20 protein-coding genes are annotated in these 20480 nt (G+C 71.4%); 5 read left to right on the plus strand and 15 right to left on the minus strand.

Annotated elements, in window-relative coordinates:
* Positions 1-20: 20 nt before the first annotated feature.
* Positions 21-1523 carry an MFS transporter gene (locus tag RAN62_RS15425; protein WP_305785325.1) on the minus strand — a complete coding sequence of 501 codons (1503 nt, stop codon included), beginning with the start codon at positions 1521-1523 and terminating at the stop codon, positions 21-23.
* A 72-nt stretch (positions 1524-1595) separates the two neighbouring features.
* Positions 1596-2375 carry a phosphatase PAP2 family protein gene (locus RAN62_RS15430; RefSeq protein ID WP_305785326.1) on the minus strand — a complete coding sequence of 260 codons (780 nt, stop codon included), beginning with the start codon at positions 2373-2375 and terminating at the stop codon, positions 1596-1598.
* A gap of 197 nt (positions 2376-2572) precedes the next feature.
* Here RAN62_RS15430 and RAN62_RS15435 point away from each other — a divergent pair, with 197 nt between their 5' ends.
* The 3 genes from RAN62_RS15435 to RAN62_RS15445 all read left to right on the plus strand — a co-directional run bounded on the left by RAN62_RS15435 (position 2573) and on the right by RAN62_RS15445 (position 4335).
* Positions 2573-3223 (plus strand): TetR/AcrR family transcriptional regulator, encoded by a 651-nt coding sequence (locus RAN62_RS15435; protein ID WP_305785327.1) that lies wholly within the window; start codon positions 2573-2575, stop codon positions 3221-3223.
* A gap of 260 nt (positions 3224-3483) precedes the next feature.
* The gene (locus tag RAN62_RS15440; RefSeq protein WP_305785328.1) at positions 3484-3897 is read left to right on the plus strand and encodes a hypothetical protein; all 414 of its coding nucleotides are present in this window, start codon (positions 3484-3486) and stop codon (positions 3895-3897) included.
* Between the two features lie 297 nt (positions 3898-4194).
* Positions 4195-4335, plus strand: coding sequence for a hypothetical protein (locus RAN62_RS15445; RefSeq protein WP_305785329.1), 141 nt, complete (start codon positions 4195-4197; stop codon positions 4333-4335).
* On the opposite strand, the gene RAN62_RS15450 is transcribed toward RAN62_RS15445, so the two are convergent.
* The 7 genes from RAN62_RS15450 to yiaA form a co-directional block, all read right to left on the minus strand.
* Positions 4329-4715: a GNAT family N-acetyltransferase gene (locus RAN62_RS15450; protein ID WP_305785330.1), complete on the minus strand. Its 387-nt coding sequence runs from the start codon at positions 4713-4715 to the stop codon at positions 4329-4331. The two genes, RAN62_RS15445 and RAN62_RS15450, sit on opposite strands and share 7 nt — an antisense overlap.
* A gap of 136 nt (positions 4716-4851) precedes the next feature.
* Entirely contained in the window at positions 4852-6048 is a 1197-nt protein-coding gene (ligD, locus tag RAN62_RS15455; protein ID WP_305785331.1) for a non-homologous end-joining DNA ligase, read from the minus strand.
* Positions 6049-6105: 57 nt separating this feature from the next.
* Positions 6106-7305 carry a GAF domain-containing sensor histidine kinase gene (locus tag RAN62_RS15460; RefSeq protein ID WP_305785332.1) on the minus strand — a complete coding sequence of 400 codons (1200 nt, stop codon included), beginning with the start codon at positions 7303-7305 and terminating at the stop codon, positions 6106-6108.
* A 118-nt stretch (positions 7306-7423) separates the two neighbouring features.
* Positions 7424-8029 (minus strand): thymidine kinase, encoded by a 606-nt coding sequence (locus RAN62_RS15465; protein WP_305785333.1) that lies wholly within the window; start codon positions 8027-8029, stop codon positions 7424-7426.
* 41 nt (positions 8030-8070) lie between these two features.
* Entirely contained in the window at positions 8071-8262 is a 192-nt protein-coding gene (locus RAN62_RS15470) for a hypothetical protein (protein ID WP_305785334.1), read from the minus strand.
* Positions 8259-8759, minus strand: a complete 501-nt coding sequence (locus RAN62_RS15475; RefSeq protein WP_305785335.1) for a SigE family RNA polymerase sigma factor — start codon at positions 8757-8759, stop codon at positions 8259-8261. The genes RAN62_RS15470 and RAN62_RS15475 overlap by 4 nt, the downstream gene beginning before the upstream one ends.
* Positions 8760-8879: 120 nt before the next feature.
* Positions 8880-9335, minus strand: a complete 456-nt coding sequence (gene yiaA, locus RAN62_RS15480; protein ID WP_305785336.1) for an inner membrane protein YiaA — start codon at positions 9333-9335, stop codon at positions 8880-8882.
* Between the two features lie 94 nt (positions 9336-9429).
* Between yiaA and RAN62_RS15485 the strand changes: the two genes are divergently transcribed.
* Entirely contained in the window at positions 9430-10425 is a 996-nt protein-coding gene (locus RAN62_RS15485; RefSeq protein WP_305785337.1) for a nitronate monooxygenase, read from the plus strand.
* On the opposite strand, the gene RAN62_RS15490 is transcribed toward RAN62_RS15485, so the two are convergent.
* Positions 10413-10874, minus strand: coding sequence for a GNAT family N-acetyltransferase (locus RAN62_RS15490; RefSeq protein ID WP_305785338.1), 462 nt, complete (start codon positions 10872-10874; stop codon positions 10413-10415). The two genes, RAN62_RS15485 and RAN62_RS15490, sit on opposite strands and share 13 nt — an antisense overlap.
* Positions 10875-11026: 152 nt before the next feature.
* Here RAN62_RS15490 and RAN62_RS15495 point away from each other — a divergent pair, with 152 nt between their 5' ends.
* A complete protein-coding gene (locus tag RAN62_RS15495; protein WP_305785339.1) occupies positions 11027-11323 on the plus strand; it encodes a hypothetical protein in 297 nt (98 codons plus the stop codon).
* On the opposite strand, the gene RAN62_RS15500 is transcribed toward RAN62_RS15495, so the two are convergent.
* From RAN62_RS15500 to RAN62_RS15520, 5 genes are all read right to left on the minus strand, one after another.
* Complete coding sequence (locus RAN62_RS15500; protein ID WP_305785340.1) at positions 11320-12909, minus strand: methyl-accepting chemotaxis protein; 1590 nt, start codon at positions 12907-12909, stop codon at positions 11320-11322. The genes RAN62_RS15495 and RAN62_RS15500 overlap by 4 nt on opposite strands.
* 73 nt (positions 12910-12982) lie before the next feature.
* Positions 12983-13165, minus strand: a complete 183-nt coding sequence (locus RAN62_RS15505) for a hypothetical protein (RefSeq protein ID WP_305785341.1) — start codon at positions 13163-13165, stop codon at positions 12983-12985.
* A 107-nt stretch (positions 13166-13272) separates the two neighbouring features.
* Positions 13273-13719 carry a DUF4396 domain-containing protein gene (locus RAN62_RS15510; protein ID WP_305785342.1) on the minus strand — a complete coding sequence of 149 codons (447 nt, stop codon included), beginning with the start codon at positions 13717-13719 and terminating at the stop codon, positions 13273-13275.
* Positions 13720-13789: 70 nt separating this feature from the next.
* The gene (locus tag RAN62_RS15515) at positions 13790-14644 is read right to left on the minus strand and encodes an NAD(P)-dependent oxidoreductase (protein WP_305785343.1); all 855 of its coding nucleotides are present in this window, start codon (positions 14642-14644) and stop codon (positions 13790-13792) included.
* 7 nt (positions 14645-14651) lie between these two features.
* Positions 14652-20366: an Ig-like domain-containing protein gene (locus RAN62_RS15520; protein WP_305785344.1), complete on the minus strand. Its 5715-nt coding sequence runs from the start codon at positions 20364-20366 to the stop codon at positions 14652-14654.
* Positions 20367-20480 lie beyond the last annotated feature (114 nt).

The raw sequence follows: 20480 nt of genomic DNA on the forward strand, positions 1-20480 counted from the left end.
CGTGGGCCCCCGTGCCGGCCCTACTTGGCCGCGTGGGCTCCCGTGCCGGGCAGGTGGATCTCCTCCGGCTCCGGCGGGAGGTCGCTCACCCCGTGGGCGACGGCCTCGTCGTGCCGCTTGCGCGCCGACGGCAGGGCCAGGGCGGCCCCGATGGCCAGGACCGCGACGCCGGCGCAGGTCCAGAAGCCGTACGTGAAGGCGTCGTCGGTCGGCAGGCCCTGCGGCGTCGTGTGCGAGGTGATGACCGCGGCGACCACCGCCGTGCCGATGCTGCTGCCGATCGTACGGGCAATGGTGTTGACGCTCGTGGCCTCGCCGGTCTGGGCCGCCGGCACCGCCTCGATGATCGCGTTGGACATGGCCGCGAAGGCGAAGCCGATGCCCGCGCCGGTGAGGATGCCGGACGCCAGCACCTGCCAGATCTGGCCGTGCGCGAGCGCGGGCAGCGTGAAGGCGGCCACCACGAAGACGGCGCCGAGGAACATCGGCAGCTTCGGGCCGTACTTGCGGTTGAGGATGCCGGCGATCGGACCGAAGATGACCATCATGACGACGGTCGGGAGCAGGAAGAGACCGGCCTGCGAGACCGACTTGCCGAAGCCGTAACCGGTCGCCGCCGGCAGCTGCAGCAGCGTCGGGACCAGCAGGAACGTGCCGAACATGGCGAAGCCCAGGATGAGGGCGACCAGGTCGGTGGCCCACACGCCGCGGATCTTCATGAGCCGCATGTCGATCAGCGGCTCCTTGACCCTGAGCTCGGCGAAGACGAAGCCGATCAGGCCCACCACGCCGAGGATCAGCAGGCCGACGGTCTTGCCGTCGCCCCAGCCCCACGCCTGGCCCTTGCTGATCGCCAGCAGCAGCGCCACCAGCGACACCGACAGGATCACGGTGCCGAGGATGTCGAGCTTGCCCGGCGTACGCACCGGGGACTCCTTCATCCCGAAGATCGCGCCGATCAGCGCCACGATCACCAGGACCAGCGGCAGCCAGAACAGCCAGTGCCACGACAGGTGCTCGACGATCGGGCCCGCGGCCACGATGCCGATGCCGGCGCCCACGCCGAAGATCGCGGAGATCAGGCCGACCGTGGTGGCGACCCGCTCGCGCGGCAGCTCGTCGCGGACGATGCCGATCGACAGCGGCAGGATCGCGCCCGCCGCGCCCTGCAGCACCCGGCCGGCGATCAGCACGGCGAGGTTCGGCGCGAGGGCCGCCACCACCGTGCCGGCCGCCAGGATGGCGAGCACCGCGATGAGGACCTTGCGCTTACCGGCCATGTCACCCAGGCGGCCCAGGATGGGGGTCAGGACCGAGGCACTGAGGAGGTACGCCGTGACGACCCAGCTGACATCGCTGGTCGACACCTCCAGCTCGCGCCCGATGGTGGACAGGGCCGGCGACACGAGCGACTGGAGCACCGCGAACGCCAGGCCGCCCAGCGCCAGGTACAGCACCAGGAGCCCGCCGCCCTTGGCGTGGTCCTGCTCCGGAACGGTCCGGTTCTCGATGGTGGAGGTCATGATTCCTTCAGCGGTCGATGTAAACGCGTGCTGACTTATTATCGACCGCGGACCGGCTAAGTCAACAAGTGCTTACGTGGCGCGGGTCACTGTGTCATGCACGCTTTGCGGTCCCCTCTGCCGCGGGATCGCCGGCTTGGCCACACGCGGCACGAGCGCGGCGACCACGGCCAGCAGAGCCACCGCCACCAGGGCGTCCAGCCAGTAGTGGTTCCCGGTGGAGACCACGACGAGCAGCGTGATCACGGGATGGGCGAGCCACAGCCAGCGCCACTTGGCGGCCGGGCCGGCCGCGGCCATCAGGGCGAGCGCGATCACGAGGGCCCAGCCGACGTGCAGGGAGGGCATGGCGGCGTACTGGTTGCTGATGGTGTCGGTGTCCGGCGGGCCATAGACGGCGGGCCCGTACAGGGAGCCGGTGTCGACCATGCCCGTGCTGTGCATCAGCCGGGGCGGCGCCAGCGGGAAGGCGATGTGCAGCGCGAGCGCGGCCGCCGTCAGCCCGGCCAGGATCCGGCGGGTCCGGAGATAGACCTGCCGTCGCCGCAGGTAGAGGTAGATGAGGCAGATGGCGGTCGCCGGGAAGTGCACGTACGCGTAATAGCTGTTGGCCGCGACCACCAGCCAGCCGTGGTCCAGCAGTGCCTGCTGGAGCCCGTGCTCGCCCGGCAGGTGCAGCAGGCGCTCGAAATCCCAGACGCTGCCCGCGTTGGCCATGGCCTCGGCGGTGTGCCCGGTGGTGAGGATCCGCCCGGCCTTGTACGCCATGAACAGCGCGACGACCAGCAGCAGCTCGCGCAGCGCGGCCCTCCCGCGGACCATTGTGGAGCGTTGCGTCAGCGCTCTCGTCATGAACCCCTCCCCCGCCGTCCCCCGCTGGGGTAAACGCTTGCTGACTTACAACGTAGTAACCCGCCGGTCGTTGTTCACTACGATGTGAGCGGGAGAACACCTCCCTCCCGTATCCTCGTTCCCCCTCGCAAGTCAACGACTGTTTACACTTCGTTGCGGGCGCGTTACGCTGCAGGGAGGAGATGAGAGGACGGTCAGTGGCTGCACGATCCGCCGCACCCGGCGCCCAGGACGCGCCCCCGGCCGGCGCCTGCCCCGCCGAGGCGCCCCGGCGCCGGCGCAACGCCTCCCAGACCCGGCAGCTGCTGCTCGAGGTCGCCAGCACCCGCTTCGCCCGCGACGGCTACGCCACCACGACCGTCCGCGACATCGCCGACGCGGCCGGCGTCAACGTCGCCCTGATCAACCGCTACTTCACATCCAAGGAAGGCCTCTTCGAAGCCTGCCTCACCAGCGCCTTCCTGGCACTGAAGAAGGAAACGACAGGCATCTCCCGCACCCGCATCGCCGAAGGCATCGCCCGCCGCGTCCTCGGCTCCGCCAGCGACGAAGGCCTCCACGAAGCCATGCTGTTGCTGCTGCGCTCCTCCGGCGACGAACGCATCGACGGCATGCGCCGAGCCCTCCTCCACTCCATGAGCGAACGCCTCGCCGAAGCAGTAGCCGGCCCCGGCACCTCCACCGACGACGCCGTCCTCCTCCGCGCCCAGATCATCCTGGCCACCACCCTGGGCATGACCATGCTCCGCGCGTCCCTGTCCACCGACCCCCTGGCCTCCGCCACCGAGTCCGACCTGGTGGGCCCCCTGGACGACCTGGTCCGCGCCCTCCTCCCGCCCCAAGACTGACCCGGCAACCGGTGACCTGCAGCATTCCCCGGCCTTTGTCGAAATATAAGTCGATGTTGCCCGAGCCGCCATCGCCCAGAACAGAGCTGCGCATCCAGCCTTGCCGAGCGACCTTGATCCTGCCTTGAAGCGTTCCTCGATAAGGGTGAAAAAGCATCCTGTCGTCGCAGGAGCAACACGTCGAACCGGTTGCGTAGTTCAGTTGGCATGAGTTCGGAGTCGTCTTTCATGGCCGGACCGAAGCGGACCTGGGGAGCGAAGTGGGCGCACAACAAACCTGGAGTATTGCCGCGTCCATCGCCGCCGTCATAGGAGCCGTCGTTGTAGTCTGCGCCGCCCTGCTCACGATACGCCAGCTGCGCGAGATGACGAAGGCGCGGCATTTGGCAGCAATGCTGCAGATCTACGAACTGATAGGTTCACCGGATGCCCGGGCAGCCCGACGGCGCATATATCGCGAACTCAAGTCGGAACCCTCGGAGGTGACGAACCGTGAACGAGAAGCCATCGACGACGTGGCCATAATTCTTGATCGAGTCGGCCTCCTCGTCAAAGCCGAACTCGTGCCTGCAGAAATTCGCCCGCCGCGCCGAGGCTTATATCGCCAAGAGAGATTCATCGATGACGCGGCACGCAGCGAACTCGGTCTCATAGCTCAACCAAGAAGATTTTGATCATCACTGCAGCGGTCCTATTTCTCCCATTTCCGCATCGCGCTCGCCCGGGCAGCGCTCATCGCGACGATGACCCCGGCGAGTATGGACCCGCTGCCCGTGACCCTGCTGGTCGTCTGCCCCGCGCCCGACGTGGCCGCGGCAGTCGTGGACGCACGCACCGCCCGAAGTGCCACCCGAGCCGACATCGCCACAGCACGCCGGCCGCCGTCGTTCTCGCCGTCGCGAGCGCGTCCGGCGCTATGGCGGTTCAGCGGGTGCGGGGCGTCTGGTCCATCGCCGCGGAACTTGTCTGCCTTGGCGTTGCCGGTCCGGCTCACCCTGAAGGGGCGGAAAACCGAGGCGGCGCTGGGCGGACGGTTCGGGCAGGCCGGCCATGTCGATGCCGGCCTGGTGCGGCAGCCGCCCGGCCGCCGCAAGGGCCGCTCCGGTCAGTAAGTGATCCAGTAACGCCGCTTACGCCCGACAGCCGTGTCCCGCACGTCCTCCAGCACCCCACCGGCCCGCTCGATGATCCGCGCGGACGCGCTGTTCTCCGGCGAGCACGTCAGCAGGACCCTGTCGAGGCCACGCGCCCGCGCCCGGCCGAGGACCGCCGCGAGCGCCCACGTCGCGATGCCGCGCCCCCGGTAGCCGGGGCGCACGCTGTAACCGATGTGCCCACCCGCGTCGAGCAGCAGCGGATGATCGAGGTGGTGCCGCAGCTCGACCGACCCCAGCACGGCGTCGCCCTGCGTGACCCACCAGTAGGTCGAGTGCGCGACGTGATCCGGCGGCAGCGGCTTGTGCGGGTCCGCGCAGTCCCGCAGCTTCGCCACCCAGGCAGCGGGCGGCGCTCATCACCTCGATCGGCTCGGCGAGCCTCGAGCCGCTGACCGTGACCCTGCTGGTCCTTTGTCCAGCGTTCGACGGGGCCGCGGCTGTCGGGGCTTCTCCTCCTCGCCGCGGTGCGGCTCATGCTGAAGGGGCGTAAGGCTCAGGCGGCGTGACGGCGGACGGTTCGATCAGGTCGGCCATGTCGATGCCGGCCTGGTGGAGCAGCCGTTCGACCGTCGCGATGACCAGCCCGTCGATCGTGTTGTCGCCGTGAATGAGCCGGTAGAAGCGGTCGCGGCCCCGGCGCACCGCCTCGACGCGCCAGCGGCCGTCGGGCGTCTGGAGGGCGCCTTCGATCGTGCCCTGGGACGGTGGGGGGATCACCGGGCGGGCGGGCCGGTCGGTGCGCAGGCCGCGCCAGACGGGGTGGCGGAGGCGGCCCTCGGGGGTCCAGGTGCGGAAGGCGACCTCGCCGATGAGGACCGGTTCGACCCAGTGGGCGTGGCGGGCGTGCTCGCGGGGGACGTCGGGCAGCGGCGGGGTGGTGCGGGCCAGCGGTTCGAGGCGGCGGGACAGGGCGCGCAGGCCGGCGTCGGTGAAGCCCGTGCCGACGTGGCCCGCGAAGGACAGCCGGTCGCTGTCGTCGAAGACCCCGAGGAGCAGCGAGCCGAGGGTCCCGGCACGTCGCCCGGCGCCGGCTTTCCAGCCCACGACCAGCACTTCCTGCGTACGGATGAGCGGTGTCTTGGTCCAGTCCGCCGACCGTTTCCCGGGCCGGTACGGGGCGTCGCGCCGCTTGGCGACGACGCCCTCCATGCCCGCCAGCGCGGCCACCTCGAGCACGTTGTCGCCGCCGAGCAGATGGGAGGTCCGGACGGCCGTCCCGCGCAGGCCCAGCTCCTCCAGCACCGACCGTCGCACGGACCACGGCGACTCGCGCACCGGGGACCCGTCGAGATGCAGGACGTCGAACACGTAGTAGACGACCGGGACCGTGGCGAGCAGGGCCGGCGACGGCAGAGCCACGTGCATGCGCTGTTGCAGGCGGGCGAAGCTGGGCCGGTCGCCGGGCTCGAGCGCGACGATCTCCCCGTCCAGCACGGCGGACCGGTCGCCGAGAAGCGCGCCGAGCTCGGCCAGCTCGGGGTACGTACCCGTGACGGTGTTGTTGTTGCGCGACAGCACCCGCAGGCCGGCGCCGTCGACGTAGCTGATCGCGCGGACGCCGTCGTACTTGAACTCGTAGGCCCAGGACGCGCCGGCCGGCACCGGGCCGCCGGCGGCGAGCATCGGCGGGATCAGCTCGGGCACCTCCACCTTCCCAGTGACCCTCACCAAGAGCATCGGGTCAACCGGAACGACGAAGATCACCAAATCACACCGATGTCATTCTCACGCCGCCGGCAGCGTCACCGCCACGGTGGTGCCCTCGCCCAGCACGCTGCGGACCTCCACGGCGCCGCCGTGCTGCTCGACGATGGCGCGGACGATGCTCAGGCCGAGCCCGGCGCCCGGGATCTCGGTGCGTTCGGCCTCCGCGCCCCGCCGGAACGGCTCGCACAGGCGCGCCGCCTCGCCGGGGGCGATGCCGATGCCGGTGTCGGCCACCTCGATGATCGCGCCGGTGCCCGCCGCGCGGACGCGTACGGTGATCGTGCCGTGCGGGGTGAACTTGACGGCGTTGAGCAGAAGGCGGTCCAGGGCCTGGCGCAGCCGGTGACCGTCGGCGCAGGCGATGACGGGCAGCTCGGCGTCGACCACGACCCGCAGGCCCTTGGCGGCGGCCAGCACCTGGTTGCCCGCCGCCACCTCGCGCGCCAGGGTGCTGACGTCCGTGGCGGAGCGGTGCAGGCGGATCGAGCGGGCGCCCAGCTCGGCCGCGAGCAGCATGTCGTCGACCAGGCTGGTGAGCCGGTCCGAGTTGCGCCGGATCCGGTCCAGGAAGGTCGCCGCGGTCGCCGGCGGCAGCCCGTCCTCGAGCGCCTCCAGATACCCGTTGATCGAGGTGAGCGGGGTCCGCAGCTCGTGGTTGACCCGCGCGATGAACTCGTCCTTGAGGCGGTCGGCGGCGCGCAGCCGGTCGTTGGCGGCGACGGCGCTCCGGGCGTACTGGCGCAGCTCGAGCTGGCCCATGACGTGCCGCGCGAGGGTACGCAGGCCCTGGCGCTGCGCGGGAGTGAGCAGCCGCGGCCGGTGGTCGATCACGCAGAGGCTGCCGAGCGGCTGGCCCTCGGGCGACACCAGCGGCGCGCCCGCGTAGAACCGGACATGCGGCGCGCCGAGCACCAGCGGGCTCGTGGCGAACCGCGGGTCGGCGAGCGCGTCGGGGACCTGCATGACGTCGGCGCTGTGCATCGCGTAGGCGCAGAAGGAGCCCTCGCGGGCCGTCTGGCACACGTCGAGCCCGACGCCGGCCTTGAACCACTGCCGGTCGCTGTCGACCAGGCTGACCAGGGCGATCGGGGCGTCGCAGAGCTGCGCGGCGAGCGCCGCGATGTCGTCGAAGTCCCGCTCACGCGGCGTGTCGAGCACGTCGTACGAGTTCAGGGCGGCCAGTCGCTCCGGCTCCCGGCGGTCCAGCAGATCCAGCATCAGCGGCGATCCTTCGCAAGCTCGAGGCGCAATCCGTTGCACCTGACTTCCCGATCCGTCTGACCAGTCGGCGCCGCCGCGCGGCCGCTGAACGCGAACGGGGTGCGAGGTGGTTGCGCTATGCGGCCACGGCCACCTTCGGCGCGTACGGCTGACCGGCGCGGTGGTGGCGGCGGCACAGCACGACGTAGCCGACGTCGGCGTCCATGTCGCCCACGACGACCGTGTCGCCGTCGCGGACCATCTCGCCGCCGACGACGCGGGCGTTCATCCGGGCCTGCTGCCCGCACCAGCACATCGGGTAGACCTGCAGCGACTCGACCACGTCGGCGAGCACCACCAGCCGGGCGGAGCCGTCGAACTGGCAGCCGCGGAAGTCCGACAGCAGCCCGAACGTGAAGACGTCGATGTCGTGCTCGTCGACCAGGGTCGCGAGCTGGTCGACCTGCTCGACCGAGAGGAACTGGGCCTCGTCGACGATGACATGGTCGACGGGCGCGCCCGGGGTGGACAGCACCACGTGCGCCAGATCCGTCGTCTCGCCGAACTCGAGCGCGTCCGCGGCCAGGCCGATGCGCGACGACACTATCCCGGCGCCGGCCCGGTCGAGGCGGGTCATCAGCAGGCCGGTGCGGCCGCAGGCGGCGTACGTGTGCCGGTACTGCAGGACCATCGTGCTCTTGCCGCTGTTCATCGCCGCGTACCGGTAGTGCAGTTGTGCCACCGCGCGTTGCCTCCCCCGAAATCGTGCCCGGGGGATCCTATCTATTCAACATCGTCGCTCACGTCCAGGTCCGTGCCGCCCGAGCTCACGACCTGCACCGGGTACGCGTCCCGCCCCCCGGATCGCCGCAAGGCCACCCGGGTGAACCGGCTGAGGATCGCCTCCCGGTCGGGCACGTGCGCCGCCGCCAGGGCCCGGATCGCCCGCCGCACCTCGTCCTCGGCGAGCCTCACCGCGCCGCCTCCCAGCCGTCGAGCTCGACGCCGCCACCGAGCAGGTCGGCCAGTTGCCGGGCACCACGCGACGTGGCACTCTTCACGGCGCCCACGGAGATGCCGAGGACGCCGGCCACCTCCTTCTCGGAGAGGTCGAAGGCGTACCGCAGCACCACGCAGGCCCGCCGCCGGTGCGGGAGCCGCCGCAGGGCGCTGCGCACGTCGAGCACCGCGGGCACGTCGGACTCGGGAGTGCGCCGGAAGGGCTCCAGCAGCCACAGGCGCTCGCGGCTCTGCCGCCGGACCCACTGCCGGGCGAGGTTCATCACGATGCCCCGGCCGTACGCGCCCGGACTGTCCGCGCTCTCGACCCGCTCCCAGTGCCGCCACACCTCGGCCAGCGCGTCCGCCGCGAGGTCGTCGGCGGCCGTGGCGTCCCCGGTCATCAGGTACGCCAGCCGGGAGAACGCGGCGTGGTGACGCTCGAAGTACGCCGCGAACGCGTCGTCGCGCATCGGCACCCTTCTGCTCGGGACCTCCACTGCGGCATCGACGACCCTGCGCGTCTGTGTGGCGTTCACAGCCCTCTAGTGGCCGGTCGTCACCACAAGGTTGTCTCGATGACGGATGTCACATTAGGCGCTGATGCCGTTCCCCGCCGAGTAGCGCTCCGTGGCGTACGCCTCGGGCAGCACCTTCGGACCCTCCTTGGCCATCAAGGTGTCCCGCACGTTCTTCTGCACGGCGACCGCAGCGAAGAGCGTCAGCGCGAACGACAGCCCGTAGAAGCCCTTCTCGCTCAGCGTCATGCCGCTGTTGACCAGGCCGACCGCCAGCATGACAAGCGCCAGCACCACCACACCCCAGGACAGACCCTGATAGAGCGCCGAGACCGGCAGGCCCTCGGCCCGGTCCCGCACCGACTTCTGCAGAGACACCGCCGCGTACGCCCCGAGCACCAGCACCGCGGCGTAGAAGCCCTTCTCACTCGCGGTCATGCCGGCGTTCCAGAGCCCGACGACGAACGTGACGACCCCGAGCAGCAGGGCCGCCCAGGAGGAACCGACAAAGGCGGGGGTGGGCTTGCTCATGACGCATCTCCTTCGGGCTGTGGTCCGACCAGCCTCGCCGACCGCCGCCCTCCGCTCCTGAGTATCGGTACTCAACCGGGGTAGCGTCGTAGCCGTGCGTGACCTGCTGCCCGATCTCGTCGTCGCCCCGATGGCCGGCGGCCCGTCCACACCCGCCCTGGTCACCGCCGCCGCGCAGGCCGGAGCCCTGGGCTTCCTGGCCGCCGGCTACCAGACGCCTCCGGCCGTCGAGACCGCGCTGCGAGCCGTCGCCGGAGTCCCGCACGGACTGAACATCTTCGTCCCCACGCCGCCGGCTGCGCCCGAGCCGATCGAGCGCTACCGAGACCTGCTGCAAGCCGAGGCCCAGCGCTACGACATCGAGCTCCCACCCGTCCGCCTGTCCGACGACGACCACTTCGCCGCGAAGATCGAGCTGGCCGAGGCGTACCGGGTGCCGCTGGTCAGCTTCACCTTCGGCGTCCCGGACCGGCGGATTGTCGCCCGTCTCCAGGCTGCGGGCTGCCGGATCCTGATCACGGTGACGTCCGCTCGTGAGGCTGTCCAGGCGGTCGCCGTGGCCCCGGACGGCCTGATCGCCCAGGGCGGCTCGGCCGGAGGTCACGCGGCAACTCTTGATGCGGCCCGGTATCGCGGTGATTCTTCTGCCGGGTCGGTGCTGGCGGCCGTACGCAAGGTCACAGATCTGCCCGTCATCGCCGCCGGCGGCACGGGCAGCGCTGCCGACGTGGCCGCCCTGCTCGACGCCGGGGCCGTCGCCGTGCAGGCGGGAACGGCGTTCCTCCTGGCCGACGAGGCCGGCACCCGCCCGGCTCACCGTGCCGCCCTCTTGGCCGGGGAAGAAACCGTCGTCACGCGCGCCTTCACCGGCTGGCCCGCCCGGGCCCTCCGCAACCGCTTCACCGACACCTACTCCGCGGCCGCCCCCATCGGCTACCCGGCCGTCCACCACCTGACCGCCCCCATCCGAGCCGCCGCCGCGGCCCGGGGCGACGCCGAAGCCCTCAACCTGTGGGCGGGCACCGCCTTCGCCACCGTCCACCCCGGACCCGCCGCCGACATGATCGCCCGCCTGCGTCAGCGGACGTAGTGGCGCAGCCGCACCGCCTCCCCGCGCGGCCCCGTCCAGTCCGCGGTCGTCGTGTGCGTGTACCGCCAGCCCGTCGCCTCGTAGAACGCGATCGCGGACGAGTTCGGCTTCTCGACCACGTCGAGGATCAGGCGGCCGCCGGACCAGACGGTGACGTGGTCGAGGAGGGCGCTGGCGACCCGGAGGCGGCGGGCGGCCGGGGCGACGAACAGGCGGGTGACCTCGCGGCCGTTCTGCACGGCGACGTGCCCGTCGATGACGCCGGGGGTGCTCTGGGCGACCCAGGCCTGGTCGAGCTGCGGGTGGTCCAGCCACGCCCGGGGGTCCGCCGGCCACTTCATCGGGTAGCCGCTGGCCAGGCGCACCTCGCGCAGCACGTCCACGCACTGGTCGAGGTCGTCGGACCGGCGGGCCCGGATGGTCAGGGGACGGATGCTCAGGTCGCTCACCCGAGCAATGATGATGCACCGCCCCGCCGGCGTGGTGTGATGCTGCTGACCATCGACGGGGGACGAGGGTGGCGCCGAGTTCCGGGGACCGGCCGGGCGGGACGACGACCGGCTGATCGTTTGGGGGCGGCGGCTCGGGGAAATCGGACGGCATGCAGCCCATCGACACGACGCCCATCACCCAGGTCGAGCCCGGCATGACGGTGGTCGACCCCACCGGCGCCAAGGCGGGGACCGTCACGGCGATCCAGCAGCCCGGCACGACCACGCGCCCCGACCTGGCCGCCGGGATCGCGGAGCGGCTGATGGCCACCGGTTACGTGCGGATCGACGGGACGGGTGAGCTGTCCAACGACACGTACGCGTCCGCGGAGCAGATCGCCGCCGTCGCCCCGGGCACGGTGTCGCTGCGGGTGAGCCGGGGCGAGCTGTTCCGTACCGAAAGTTAGTGCCGGAAGCGGGCGACCACCTCGCCGAGGTCCGCGGACGTCCGGGTCAGCTGCGCCACCGTCGCCGTCGCCTGGGCGACTCCCTCGTCGGTCTCCCGTGCCGCCGACGCCACGCCGGTGATGTTGCGGGCCACCTCGCCGGTGCCGGTCGCGGCCTCGGTGACGCTGCGGCTCATCTCGGCGGTCGTGGCCGTCTGCTGCTCGACCGCCGAGGCGATCGTGGTCTGGAAGTCGCTGATCCGCGAGATGACCCGGGTGATCTCCTCGATCGCCTCGACGGCGCTGCCGGTGTCGGTCTGGATGGCCTGGACCCGGCGGGAGATGTCCTCGGTGGCCTTGGCCGTCTCCTGGGCCAGGTCCTTCACCTCGCCGGCCACGACCGCGAAGCCCTTGCCCATCTCCCCCGCCCGCGCCGCCTCGATGGTCGCGTTGAGCGCGAGCAGATTGGTCTGCTCGGCGATCGAGGTGATGACCTTGATCACGTTGCCGATCTCGGCCGAGGACTCGCCCAGCTTGGTCATCGTGGTGGCCGTCGTCGCGGAGAGCTGCACCGCCGCGCTCGCCACCTGCGCGGCCTCGGCGGCGTTCTGGGAGATCTCGCGGATGGCGGCGCCCATCTCCTCGGCGCCCGCGGACACGGTGTCGACGCTGCGGGAGATCTCCTCGGCGGCCGAGGAGACCACCTGCGCCTGGGCGGTGGTGCGGCCGGACGCCGCGGCGATGGTCCCGGCGACCCCGGTCATCTGCTGGGACGCGCCGGCCAGGGTGGCCGCGGAGCCGCCGATCGCGGCGACCGTGTCGCGCAGCTGGTGCACGGCCCGGTCGAGGGCCTGCGCCATGCGGCCGGGCTCGTCGCGGGTGGTCAGGCCGGCCGTACGCGTGAGGTCGCCGTCGGCCAGGCCCTCGCACACGTGCTGGACCCGCTGCAGCGAGCGGATGATCCGGCGGGCGACCAGGATGCCGAGGCCGAGCGCGGCCAGCGAGCCGGCGACCAGCACGACGATCGAGGTGGCGCGCCCGGTCACGTAGTCGGCGCGCGCCGCGGCGGCCGTGCTCGCGGCGCCGGCCTCCTCCGTGCTCTTCATGCGGTCGAGGTCGCCGCCGACCTCGTCCATCAGCGGCATGACCTGGTTGTCGCGGATGCTCTCCCACGCGGTCAGGTCGTTGCGCTCGCCGGCCGGGATCAGGCTGCCTTCGACCATGCCGCGATAGGCCTGGAAGTCGTCGGCCAGCTCGGCCAGCTCACCGTCGGGGACGGCCGGGCCGCTTCTCCGGTACGTCTCCAGCGCCGCGACCAGCGCCGCGATGTCCTCGGCGAACGCCGCCGCGAAGGGCGCCTTGCCGGCCGGGTTCCGCGAGATCATGTGGTTCGCGGTGTCGAGCCGGGCGTCGGCGAGCAGCGCCCGGATCTCGCCCAGGGCGGCGATGCTGCTCACGTTGTCGCGATAGATCCGCTCGGAGGCGGCGCTCGCCCGGGCCAGCGCCACGAGGCCGATGACGCCGATGACGACGCCCACGACGACCGCCACGCCGATGGCCGACACGATCTTGGTCCGTACGCTGAGGTTCGCGACTCGGGAACGCATGCTAACGACGATATGACCCGATGGCACCGCCTCTGGCCGGAATTACACCTTCTTGCCCCATACAGTGATCAGGTCAGGCGCGCCCCTCGAGGGCCTGCCGGATGCCGGCGAACATGCGGAACACATCCATCCGCCCGTCGAGGAAGCCCCGCCGGTAGTCGGCCCCGGTCACCGGGTGCTCGGCGCGCACGGCGTCCCGGCTGCCCTCGAGCGCGTCCGCCCGGCCGGCCCCGTACGCCAGCAATGCGTCCTCCATCAGCACCTCCCCGGCCCCGCCCGCAAGCGCGCACGTGGAAGCCGGCGCCTCCCCGCGCGCCACCCTCGCACGCGCGGCCGGACGGCGGGCACCGGCCGATCGCCTGATCAGTGGTGGTACTGGTGGACGACCGCGTGGCCCTTCCCCCGGCCGATCAGCCAGCGGTTGACCGGCGTGGTCAGCACGAAGGCCACCGCGAGCGAGCCCGCGAGCGACGCCCAGAAGAGCACGCTGGTCAGCCCCGCGTCCATGGCCCCGGGCACCGCCACGACGACGGCGTTGTCGATGATCTCCATCACCGCGATGGAGACGGTGTCGGCGGCGAGCGCGACGCGCAGGGCCGAGCGCAGGTCCACCCCGGCACGCAGGACGCCCCGCATGGTCAGCCCGTAGCCGAAGACGAAGGCCAGGACGATCGACAGGACGACCGTCGCGGCGTTGTGCAGGCCGGCGGACGTGCCGATCACCATGCCCAGCACCTCGCCGATCGCGCAGCCCGTGAGGCAGTGCAGGGTGGCGGAGATCGCCGTCCGCCACGAGGAGTCGTGGTCCATGTCAGGAAGCATACCCCCCGGGGGTACGCAATCCATCGACGAGAATCGCGCTATCGGCTGACGGCGCGGGTCAGTACGCGTGGATGACCGCCGACATGTCCTCGTCCCCGTGGCCCGCGGCCGACGCGGCGCCGACGCGGTCGATGACGGCCTCGATCAGCGTGGTGTCCGTGCCCGCCGCGCGCATGGCGTCGGCGATCAGGCGCTGGTCCTTGCCGACGCCGTCGAGGGCGAAGGCCGGGTCGAAGTCGCCGGCGATCATGGCCTTGCCCTTCGCCTGGACGTACGGCGAGTCGACCGCGCCGCCCGCGACCGCCTCGAGGAACTGCGCGGGGTCGAGCCCGAGCCCGCGGGCCAGCGCGACCGACTGGGCGACGCCGTTGACGACGACGCCGATCCACGCGTTGGCGACCAGCTTGAGCTTGCTGCCGTCGCCGGGCTCTTCGCTCACCCACTGGGTGCGCGCCCCGATCGCGTCGAGCACCGGCGCCACCCGCGCCCGCAGCGCCGACGGGCCGGAGGCGAGGACGACGAGCTGACCGTTCTCGGCGGGCTGTTTGGTGCCGAGGACCGGCGCGTCGAGGAAGTCCACGCCCGCGTCGGCGGCCAGCGCGGCCAGCCGGGCGACACCCTCGACGCCCACGGTGCTCGACTGCACCCAGACCGCGCCCGGCTTCCACGCGGACAACAGGGGCGTCACCGTGGCGGCGACCGAGTCGGCGTCGTAGAGCATGGTGATCACGATGTCGGCCCCCGCGACGGCCTCCTCGGGACTGGAGGCCACCGTGGCGCCGTCGGCGGCCAGGGGTGCGGCCTTGTCCGCGGAGCGGTTCCAGACGGTCACGTCCAGGCCCGCCCGCAGCAGGCTGTGGGTCATGCCGGTGCCCATGATGCCGGTGCCGAGCACCGCGACGGAGAGAGTCATGCCGTCGTCATGCCCGCCGGCGGCCGCGTTGAACGCGCCGGTGCCGCCCGATGACCTTCGCCACAGCGGGGTGCCGGCTGCCGGCGACACCGAGGGCGACGAGCGCCGCCCCGGCCAGCACCACGAGCAGGCCTCCCCCGGCCAGCGTCATCACGTCGGCACCGGTCAGCGGCAGGCTGACAGCGTCGTCCGGATCGTCCGTGCCGGTCACCGAGATCGTGATCGTGCCGGTGGACGCGTTCCCGTCGGCGTCGACCACGGTGTAGGTGAAGGAGTCGGCGCCCACGTAGTCGTCGACCGGCGTGTAGGTCACCGTGCCGTCCTTGTTCACCTTCACGGTGCCGTGGCGGGGCCGGCTGACGCTCTTGAGGATCAGCTTGTCGCCGTCGGCGTCGGTCGCCTTGTCCAGCACGTCGACGGTCGTCTTCGTACTCCGGGGAATCTGCACCGCGTCGTCACCGGCCTGCGGCGCGGCCGGCACGCGGACGTCGATGCTGCCCCGGGCCTCGTTGCCGTCCTTGTCGCGCACCACGTATTCGAAGGAGTCGCGGCCGGTGAATCCCGGCTTCGGGGTGTAGGTGACCGTGCCGTCGTCGTTGAGGACCACCGTGCCGTGCGCGGGCTGCGTGACGCTGATCAGCTCGACCGGGCGGCCACCCTGGTCCTTGGCGGGCATCATGACATCGACGGGCTCACCGGGTCCGGACTTGACCGCCTTGTCGGGTACGGCCGGCGCGGGCGCGACGGTGATCGTGACCGTCGTCGTGGCGGTGCCGCCGAAGCCGTCGCTGATCGTGTACGTGAACGTGTCCTTGCCGTCGAACCCCGCCTCCGGGGTGTACATGAAGCCGGCCGACACGGTCCCGTGCGCCGGCTGCGTACGCGAAACGATCGTCAGCTTGTCCCCGTTGGGATCCGTGTCGTTGCGCAGCGCATCCACCGTCACCGGCTTCAGATACGGCGTGCCGGCCGCATCGGGAACAGCCACCGGCGCCGCGTTGGCCACGTCGACGGTCACGAGCGCGGTGGACGGCTGCCCGTCCGGGTCGACCACCGTGTAACCAAAGCTGACCGTGCCGCGGAAACCGGCCGGCGGCGTGTAGACAACTGTCTTTCCGTCGGTCGTGACAGTTCCCCGCGTCGCCCCGGAGGAGTCGAGCGGCGGGTACACGGTCTTGACGACAAGGGCGTCACCGTTGGGGTCGGTGTCGTTGCCGAGGACATCGATCGTCACCGGGGTGCCGGCGGCCGCGGACGCGCTGTCCCCGGACGCCTGCGGGACGTCGTTGTCCACCAGGACGGTGACGACGGCGGTGTCCGTACCCCCGTGTCCGTCACTCACCGTGTAGGTGAACGTGTCCGCGCCCTTCCACGTCCCCGCCTTGTAGGTCACGACCCCGGGCGCGGTGATCTCCGCCGTGCCGTGGGCGGGCCGGGTGACGCTCACGACCCGCAGCGTCTGCCCGCCGGCGCCCACGTTGGCGTCGGTGTCATTGAGCAGCACCGAGACGTCCACAGAACCGCCGGGCTTGGTGCTGTAACCGTTGTCCGGCGCCGCCACGGGCGCCGCGTTCGCCACGGTGACATCGACCGTGGCGGAGCTCGTGCCGCCGGCCGGGTCGGTGACGGTGTAAGTGAACGAGTCCGGGCCGCTGTAGCCGGTCGCCGGCGCGTACACGATGGTGCCGTCCGGGTTGACGGCGATCGAGCCGTGTGCGGGCGGCGCGCCGGCGCTCACGGTGAGCGTGTCGTTCTCGGCGTCGGTGTCGTTGGCGAGCACGTCGATCGTCACCGACTGGTTCGTCGGTGTGCTGCGCGGGCCGTCGTCGGTGGCCACGGGCGCGGCGTTGACGGTGACCGTGACGACGCCGTTGGCGGTGCCGCCGTTGCCGTCGCTGACCGTGTAGGCGAACGTGTCCGTGCCGTGGAACCCGGCCGCCGACGTGTAGACGACGGCGTCGCCGTCGGCGGTCACCGTGACCGTGCCATGCGCGCCGGCGGTCACATTGATCACCACGAGCTGGTCGTGGTTCGCGTCCGTGTCGTTGGCGAGCACGGTGACGCGCGTCGCGGTCTGCGGCTGCGCCCGCACGGCATCGGGTACGGCCACCGGCGGCGCATTTAGCACGGTGATGTTGATGACCGCGGAGTCGTAGCCGCCGCGCCCGTCCGTGACCGTGTAGGTCGCCGTGTCCGTGCCGTGGAAGCCCGCGTCCGGCGTGTACGTGACCGTGAGCCCGTCGGTGGACACGACGCCGTGCGCGCCTCCGGTGACCGCCGTGACGGTCAGTGGGTCGTTGCCCGCGTCGCTGTCATTGGCCAGCACCGGGATGTCGACAGCCGTGTCCGTAGGCGTGGTCGCGGCGTCCGCCCCGGCGACCGGCGGCGTGTTCTGCACGGTGATCGTGACCGTGGCGAGCGCGGAACCGCCGTGGCCGTCGCCGGCCGTGTAGGTGAACGTGTCCACCCCGAGGAACGTGAACGGCGGCGTGTAGACGAGCTGCGTCCCGGAACGCACGACCGTGCCGCCCTGCGCGCTGACCGCGTCGAAGGCGGTCACGGACAGCACGTCGTCCGGGTTCTCGTCGGTGTCGTTGAGCAGCACCGGCACGGTCACCGCGTGACCGGCCTCGATGGTGCGCGCGTCGCCGGTGGCCACGGGCACGGCGTTGCCGACCGTCACGGTGACCGTCGAGGTGGCCGTGCCGCCGCGACCGTCGCCGACCGTGTAGGAGAAGGTGTCCGTACCGGAGAAGCCCTGGTCCGGCGCGTAGCGCAGGGTGCCGTCGGGCTGGGAGGTGACCACGCCGTGCCCGGCCGGCCCGGCCGAGGTGACGGTGAGGGTGTCGTTGTTGGCGTCGGTGTCGTTGGCCCGCGCGTCGACGGTGACGGCCTGGTGGTACGGCGTGGTCGCGGTGTCGGCCACGGCGACCGGCGGCGCGTTGGCGACCGTCACCGTCAGGGTCGCCGTCGAGGTGCCGCCCTTGCCGTCGCTGATCGTGTAGGAGAGCGTGACCACGCCCGAGAAGGTCGCCGGCGGCACGTAGGTGATCGTCGAGCCGTCGGTGCTCGCGGTGCCGCGCTGGGTGCCGCCGCTGTCCCGGGGCACGGTGATGCCCGTGATGGACAGCGGGTCGTTGTTGGGGTCGGTGTCATTGGTGCGCACCGGGACGGTCACATTGGTCAGATACGGCGTCGTCGCGTTGTCGTTGACGGCCGTGGGAGCCTGGTTCGCCACGGTCACCGTGACGGTGCCGACCGAGGTGCCGCCGTCACCGTCGCTGATCGTGTACGTGAACGAGGTGCTGCCCCCGAACGAGGTCGACGGCGTGAAGGTCAGCGTGCCGTTGCCGTTGTTGACGACCGTGCCCGTGGCGGCGCCCCCGGACGGCTGGGTGATCGACGTGACGGACAGCGTGTCGCCGTTGGGGTCGGTGTCGTTGGCGAGGACATTGATCGTGGCGGCGGTGCGGGCAGCCGTACCCGTGCTGTCCGCGACGGCCGTGGGGCCCGCGTTGGCGACCGTGACGGTGAGCGTGCCCGTCGCCGTTCCTCCCCGCGGGTCCGCGACCGTGTAGGTGATCGTCTCGACGCCCTTGAACCCCAGATTCGGCGTGTACGTGATCGTGTTGTCGCCGTTCACCACGGCGCCACCGTGGGCCGGGGTGTTCACCGACTGCACGTGCAGCGCGTCGCCGTCCGGGTCGGAGTCGTTGCTCAGAACCGTGCGCGTGACGGCGACACCGTTCGTGGTGCTGCCCGTGTCCGCGCCGGCCACCGGGGCGCGGTTGACGGCGAGCGCGATCGAGGCCGTGTTGCTGGCGGGCACGGAGTCGGCGTACTTGCCGGTGACCGTCGCCGTGGCGGTCGACGGATCCGCGGCGGAGTTGCCCGCCGTCGCGTCGATGTGGGTGGTGACCGTGGCGCCCGTGGCGATGGTGCCCAGGGCGCAGGTGACGACCTGCCCGGACACGGCACACGCGCCGCCGGACGACGGTGTCACCCCGGCGGGCAGGGTCAGCGTCAGCACCGAGTTGAGCTGCGCGTCCGGGCCGTTGTTGACGACGGTCAGGTCGTAGCCGACGGGGTCGGGCGTGCCGTCCTTCTGCACGCGGGCCGGGGTGACCGAGCCGGTGACGGCCAGGTCGGTGGCCGCCGCGGTGACGGTGATCGTGCTGATGTTGCTCGCCTGGTTGACGGTCAGCGGCGGGTTGGAGCTCGCGCCCTTGGCGGACATGTTGGCGACGTTCGTGATGACGTAGCCGCCGGGCGTGTCCGGGTCCACGCGCACCTGGTACTTGATGACCGTCGTGGATCCGATCGGCAGCGCACCGCCGGCGGACGCGGTCGCGCCGGATCCCAGCCGGAAGGTCGCCGTGCCGGCCGAGAAGTCGGCCTGGTCGTCGCCGGAAGCGTCGGTCCGGGCGGAGCCGTCGACCTGGAGCGAGCCGGGGACATAGACCGTGCCCGCCGGGATCGCGTCGGACACCAGCAGATCCGTGGCGCCGTCGTTGCCCTCGTTCTTGACCGTCACCGTGTACTCGATGACGTCGCCGGGCTTCACCGAGCCGCCGTTGAGATCGGTGGGCGTGACGACGGCGTCGATGTCGGGGGCGAAGAGGTCGGTCGCCATCGTGACGACACCCGGATAGAAGGTGTCCTGCGACGTCGACAGGTTCAGCGTGGCGCTCGTCTTGCCGTTGCCCAGCGCGGTGGTCGTCGTCACCTGGTCGATGTCGACGGCCATGAGATTGGAGAAGTTCGGGTTGCGCGCGGTGTCGCGCACGCCGTCGTCGCTCACGCTGGAGTTGAAGTAGTTGTTGGCCGGGTTCGCCGCGTCGGACAGCGTGACGCCGTCCAGCTTGAGCGCGTCGCCGGTGATGCCCAGGTCGCCCTCGTACGCGACCGTGCCGATCTTCGACTTGACCGTGCCCGTGGGCGGCGTCTGGAAGCCGCTGACCGTGATGTCGACGCTGGGCGTGGCGGGCGTGCCCGAGCTGTTGATGTAGCCGAAGCCGTCGAAGATGCTCAGGTTGCGGACCGGCTCCGCCGGGTTCCGGTACGCGATGACGAGCGCCCAGCCCGCGTAGCGCGAGTCGTTCTGGGTCGCCTGCACGTTCGCGACCGTGTAGACGCCGCTGCCGGCCGCCGCCACCCGGGACGTGACGTCGGCGAAGCCCTGGTAGAACTCGCGGCCCGTGATGGTCGCGCTGTCGACGCGGCTCGCGGTGATGTCCGCGTACGCGCCGCCGGGGACCTTGAATTTGACCTTGTCCTTGTCCGCCACGCTCGGCGTGGGGATGGGCACGGCCCCGTTGTTGGTGTTCGTGGCCGACTCGGTGTCGCCGCTCCAGTAGAGCCCGGCCCACAGCACGCTGCTCCCGGAGGCCAGGGTCAGCGTGCTGCTGCTGGAGTTGAACGTGCCCGCGTCGCCGTCGATGTCGACGTACCGCATCTCGAAGTTGTCGTTGTTCGTCGTCGTGCCGTTGGACCCGTTCTGCGCGGCCGTGCATCCACTCGCCGTGGTGTCGCACGTCAGCAACGTGTTGCCGCGCAACAGGATGCCCCCGTTGGTGTTGGTGCCGAACCGCATGCCGAACGCGGTCGTCACGTCGGCCTTCGCGTCCGGGCTGAACACCAGGGCCATGCCGGCCAGGAGCAGCACGATGACGTACAGGGCGAGTTCCCGGTCCGGAGACCGGCGTGTCCGTCGTCGCTGCATCGTGTGTCCAGGCCCCAGCCGCTCGCATCCACCTCAGGGCGGAGGGTCCCTGAGTTCTCCGAGTCTGGGGACCGCCGGGTGCAGTCCGGGTGCAGGACGACTGCACCCGGGATG

Origin of the sequence: Symbioplanes lichenis (assembly GCF_030709675.1) — a bacterium.
Taxonomy (GTDB): domain Bacteria; phylum Actinomycetota; class Actinomycetes; order Mycobacteriales; family Micromonosporaceae; genus Actinoplanes; species Actinoplanes lichenis.

Coding starts and splice junctions, on each gene's coding strand:
- RAN62_RS15515 (WP_305785343.1), bottom strand. CDS start 14,644: ATGACTCTCTCCGTCGCGGTGCTCGGCACCGGCATCATGGGCACCGGC.
- yiaA (WP_305785336.1), bottom strand. CDS start 9,335: ATGAGCAAGCCCACCCCCGCCTTTGTCGGTTCCTCCTGGGCGGCCCTG.
- RAN62_RS15460 (WP_305785332.1), bottom strand. CDS start 7,305: ATGCTGGATCTGCTGGACCGCCGGGAGCCGGAGCGACTGGCCGCCCTG.
- RAN62_RS15430 (WP_305785326.1), bottom strand. CDS start 2,375: ATGACGAGAGCGCTGACGCAACGCTCCACAATGGTCCGCGGGAGGGCC.
- RAN62_RS15495 (WP_305785339.1), top strand. CDS start 11,027: ATGCAGCCCATCGACACGACGCCCATCACCCAGGTCGAGCCCGGCATG.
- RAN62_RS15510 (WP_305785342.1), bottom strand. CDS start 13,719: ATGGACCACGACTCCTCGTGGCGGACGGCGATCTCCGCCACCCTGCAC.
- RAN62_RS15425 (WP_305785325.1), bottom strand. CDS start 1,523: ATGACCTCCACCATCGAGAACCGGACCGTTCCGGAGCAGGACCACGCC.
- RAN62_RS15475 (WP_305785335.1), bottom strand. CDS start 8,759: ATGCGCGACGACGCGTTCGCGGCGTACTTCGAGCGTCACCACGCCGCG.
- RAN62_RS15500 (WP_305785340.1), bottom strand. CDS start 12,909: ATGCGTTCCCGAGTCGCGAACCTCAGCGTACGGACCAAGATCGTGTCG.
- RAN62_RS15520 (WP_305785344.1), bottom strand. CDS start 20,366: ATGCAGCGACGACGGACACGCCGGTCTCCGGACCGGGAACTCGCCCTG.
- RAN62_RS15505 (WP_305785341.1), bottom strand. CDS start 13,165: ATGGAGGACGCATTGCTGGCGTACGGGGCCGGCCGGGCGGACGCGCTC.